At 48.4% G+C, this 3,519-nt stretch carries 1 protein-coding gene; it reads right to left on the bottom strand.

What is annotated here, in order from left to right; translation table 11 throughout:
• Positions 1–3,496 (bottom strand): hypothetical protein (locus WC659_07240; GenBank protein ID MFA4873690.1); only part of this gene is annotated, 3,496 nt, incomplete at its 3' end.
• Between the last annotated feature and the right edge of the window lie 23 nt (positions 3,497–3,519).

Raw genomic sequence — 3,519 nt, 5'->3', positions numbered from 1 at the left:
CCGCCGGAGGCGCTGTGTCTGCCTCCCTCGGCCCGCCATTCGGCGGAGCCTCGCCTTCGGCGGGGCGTGCGGGCACGAGACCAGCCTCTTCGGCCACAGGCTGATTCGCCGCTGGCAAAGGCTGGGGCGCGGGTGCTGGGGTCGGAGCACTAGTTGTTGGTATACTGCTAGCCGCCGGCGCTGGAGTTACAACTGGAGCTGGGGTAATAGTTGGGGTTGACGAACCAGCGGGTGTTGAAGTTTCAGTAGTTGGAGTGGTTGCCACCGCCGCTGGCGGGGTCCCGGGGGAAGCGGTGATTGGAGTACTGGCTCCAGTACTTACTATCGGGGCGGTATTACTAGTACCTGCTACCGGGGCTGGATTAGTTGTCGCGCTGGCGTTGTTTCGTAACTCCCCTGCTCCGCCCACCAATTCGCATTTACCTTTTGTCCTTACTATTTCACCATTTTCACTACTCCAACAATATGGTTCTTTAGTAATTTTATCGTATATAGTAATTCCAGTCGGTTTTTCTGAACTTCCAATTGTTAGTGCATCCACCACTAAAGCTTTCATATAGGCAATTCCATTTTCAATCCAAAGCCCTAGTTTCTTTAAACTATTTCTAATCGCCTCTGTGAACTGGTCAAAAATTCCTTCCGTGTCGGTTTGTGATATATCTACTGAGCCTAAAGACCAATGAGGATTGACAAAAACCATTATTTTTCCGATTTCCTCTGAAGTAGAAGCATAAGATTCCAGAGCTTTACCGATGGTCATACCCGGTTCTGTCGCTTTCATGGCCACGCCCGGGATGTCGGAGGAAGTTAAATAATCTCCGGCTGAAATGTCGCCATTTTTAACTGTCACTTTTAGCGGCACTCTTCCGTTAAGAGCAACGGGTTTGGGATTATCCTCCTTCTTGATGTTGTACCCCGCAGATGTAAAGTCTCCATAATTATTAGAAACAACTCCTATTATGTTTCCTTGGTATCCTTTATTTGTCTTAACTAATCTTGATACCTTACCTAATACCTTATCCCAATTAACTGCTCCATTCTCCTGATCATATGTATTAACCGGTTCTCCTCCTGTTGCGACCAAATCTCCATATTCAATCCCTGTCTCAACCGGATACATCTCGGCATAATCAGCGGCAGGAGCTCCGGAACAATCACGCAGCTCGTAGGCAGTGCCTGCGGTCGGGGCAGTAGCGCCAGCTAAGCTCGAACAGACAGCAGTAACGCTGGCAGTGCTACTAAGGCCGACATTGACCAAGCCTGTTACATTGACCAAGCCTGTTACGGCCAGGTTTCCACTAGAACCTTTGTAAATAGTGACACGAGGAGCGACAGCATGGGCACTAGCTAAGTAAGTGCTGTCAGGAGAAAAAGAAATGCCGCTATACCCACTAGCGTTAGCCGGCAAGGTAGCCGGGTCGGCTAGTTTGGTAAAAGTATCGCCTGAGCGCTTGTAAATAGTGACAAAAGGAGTGGTAGCATGGGCAATGGCTAAGTAAGCGCTGTCAGGAGAAAAAGAAGCGCCATTCCCATCGCCGGCCGGCAAGGTAGCCGGGTTGGCTAGTTTGGTAAAAGTATCGCCTGAACGCTTGTAAATAGTGACAAAAGGAGTGACACTATGGCCAATAGCTAAGTAAACGCCGTCAGGAGAAAAAGAAGCGCTATACCCAGTGCTGGCCGGCAAAGTAGCCGGGTCGGCTAGTTTGGTAAAAGTATCGCCCGAGCGCTTGTAAATAGTGACAAAAGGAGTGGTAGCATGGGCAATGGCTAAGTAAGCGCTGTCAGGAGAAAAAGAAGCGCCGACCCCAGTGCTGGCCGGCAAAGTAGCCGGGTCGGCTAGTTTGGTAAAAGTATCGCCTGAACGCTTGTAAATAGTGACAAAAGGAGTGGTAGCATGGGCAATGGCTAAGTAAGCGCTGTCAGGAGAAAAAGAAGCGCCATACCCAACCTCGGTCGGCAAAGTAGCCGGGTCGGCTAGTTTGGTAAAAGTATCGCCTGAACGCTTGTAAATAGTGACAAAAGGAGTGACACTATGGCCAATAGCTAAGTAAACGCCGTCAGGAGAAAAAGAAGCGCCCTGCCCAGTGCCGGTCGGCAAAGTAGCCGGGTCGGCTAGTTTGGTAAAAGTATCGCCTGAGCGCTTGTAAATAGTGACAAAAGGAGTGGTTTGATGGCCAATAGCTAAGTAAACGCCGTCAGGAGAAAAAGAAGCGCCATTCCCATTGCCGGTCGGCAAAGTAGCCGGGTCGGCTAGTTTAACCGGGAAATCGAAAAACCCACCGACTACTCCGATGCCGACACTACCGTAAGAGCTAATTACCAATGCGTCAATTCCTCCCGCACGAACGTGCAATGCTCCTCCCGGCGTTGTGGTCCCGATGCCGACGTTGCCGAGGTTATTTATAACCATTTTTACTGCGCTCGCAGAATCTCTCGCTACCAAGATAGCCGCTAATTTGTCTGGCGTTGTGTCGTTAGCGGTATCTGTAAAAGCTGTGTCAACGGTAAGATTTAGAGTGTCTGTAATAGCGGTTACCGTTCTCGTTTCAGCCGTAACAGTGATTCTGTCGCCAACAACTAATTCTGTGGTAAAGAGAGTGCCTACTCCCACAACCGCAGTGGATGCCGTTGCGTCTATGCTTCCAGTCAAAACAGAAGTGGTTGCGCCAGTAAAGCGTCCTGAACCAGCCACATCCAGTTTAAGTAGAGGTGTCGTGGTCCCAATGCCGACGTTGCCGGTATTTAAAATAGTCAATTTTTCCGAATATGTGATGTCAGTGCCAGCTGTGCCCGACGCTGCTGTCCTGAAACCAAAAGCTCCGTTTAACACTTTGATTTCCGCCGCTGCGTCAGTGGCAAGATATTTGAATCCTGTACTGTATTCACTATTGAACCCTATATGCATCTCTCCATTAGCAGTAATACTATTGCTGAACAAGGTCAACATATTATTTTGTATTTCAGATAGGTTTCCTCCTGCTATTGTAAGAATATTTCCCGGCACTGCCGTCCCGATGCCGACGTTGCCATTCTTATCTATTCTCATTCTCTCAATTGGTGCAGTATCAGTTGTTAATACCCGCGTAGCAAAGAAAAGCTCATATGCTGTGTAACCTGCATTATCAACATTAATTCCACCAATTATAGCTGAAGGAATAACATTTGTTCCTCCATCATATCCAAAACCAATCTGATTTAAAGCTGTTAATCCCTGTGTGTTTCCAGACACCCATAGTCCTACATTACTACCTATAGTTGCACTTGTAGCAAGTGCTATTTTGGTTGCTCCGGTTAGTGTTCCACCTGCTTTTGGTAAAGCATTAGTTGCAAGAGTTCCTTGTGCAGAAGTTGCGTAGGCAGAAGATGCAGTGTAGGCAGCAGTGCCAATAGTCCCACCGGAAGTAACGGTAAGTGTTTGTCCAGCTGTGACTGCAAGTCCTGTGACAGTAGCAGCATTGCCGGTGATACTGCCTACGATTGGATTAGTACTTTCCAAATCCGTAAACCAGCCTTTTGTTA

It is taken from the genome of Patescibacteria group bacterium (assembly GCA_041645165.1).
Lineage (GTDB): Bacteria > Patescibacteriota > Patescibacteriia > 2-02-FULL-49-11 > 2-02-FULL-49-11 > 2-02-FULL-49-11.
This window is presented reverse-complemented; position numbering and strand designations above follow the sequence as displayed.